The organism is Arthrobacter sp. CP30 (assembly GCF_053470025.1).
The window spans coordinates 1-1,016 of the sequence record NZ_JBQEMM010000029.1 but is presented as its reverse complement, the minus strand read 5'-3'; the positions used below and the strand labels follow the sequence as shown (position 1 = coordinate 1,016).

2 protein-coding genes are annotated in these 1,016 nt (G+C 61.0%); both read left to right on the top strand.

From position 1 onward, the window contains the following. Window positions 1-527 (top strand): hypothetical protein (locus tag ACTIMO_RS17150; protein WP_448183204.1); only part of this gene is annotated, 527 nt, incomplete at its 5' end. After that, window positions 527-739 (top strand): hypothetical protein, encoded by a 213-nt coding sequence (locus ACTIMO_RS17145; RefSeq protein ID WP_345850147.1) that lies wholly within the window; start codon window positions 527-529, stop codon window positions 737-739. The genes ACTIMO_RS17150 and ACTIMO_RS17145, both read left to right, overlap by 1 nt. Window positions 740-1,016: the final 277 nt, after the last annotated feature.

Here is a 1,016-nt window from a genome sequence, read left to right as displayed (position 1 = left end):
ACATGAGCCATATCGAGCGCGACATGGTGATGTCGTTGACTGCGACGAAGGGCAAACGTGCTCCGCACCAAGTCAAGGTGTTGCAGGGCGCTCAGGGGCGTAGCGGCACTTCGCAGTACTCCAATTCCGATGCGGCCGAAAGATGGACTGCCGATCATATCGGCTTTGTCCAGGGTGCTTCCTCCTTGGAGCGCCTTGCCGCAGTGCAGGCAAGCGGCGAGCGCGCAATGGCCAAGCTCGAGGCGAGCAATGCCATTCTGCATCAGCGAGTTTCGGACGCATACGACAAGCGGACGGCCGAACTATTGGGTGCGGACGATCCGTTCGCACTTCCGGATCACGCGGCAACTGATCGCGGAGAATCCACTACCCTCGAATCCGCCAAAGCCGAAATCGACGCCGCCGAACTGGTGCCGGACGTGAACAGCCGGGTGACGGCGCTCGCTCCGCTGCTGAGCGAGGAGGATGCCGATGCGCTGCGCCAGCACGCCATGAACCGTATCGCGGCACTCAAGGGAGGCGAGTGATGGATTTCACAGCACATTGGGGCTGGCCGCAATGGGCCATGGCTGCGCTGATTTTTCTCCAGTTCATTTACCAATCGGCCCTCCACGGCAAGCCGATGGTCGAGACAGCTGGAGAAAACAAAGGGGAGCCTCGCAAATATAGCGGTTTCAGCGCGTTGTCCCGCGCAACGCTCTGGCTCTTCATTCTGATCGCTGGCGGCTTCTTTCGCTGATCCCCCGGGACGCCTGGCCGCGCCCTCGGGTCGTACCTATGCGGCACCAGTCCAGATCCCCATCGGCGCCGACGTGGCAGGCGCCGCAATACCGGAGATGACGAATGTTCATGCTCAAGAGCACCCACAATACCGTCGTCCAGGAATTGAACGACGTCTACCGCGCGGATATCATTGAACTCAATCTCCGCATCGCTGCGCAGGTCCGTTCGATCGCCGCCCTCGATCGCATTGCCGCAGCGTATTGCCGAGAGCGTGATGCGGCGCTGGCAGAACT

Excerpts from the sequence above, each read along its gene's own strand:
- ACTIMO_RS17145 (WP_345850147.1), top strand. The coding sequence starts at position 527 with ATGGATTTCACAGCACATTGGGGCTGGCCGCAATGGGCCATGGCTGCG.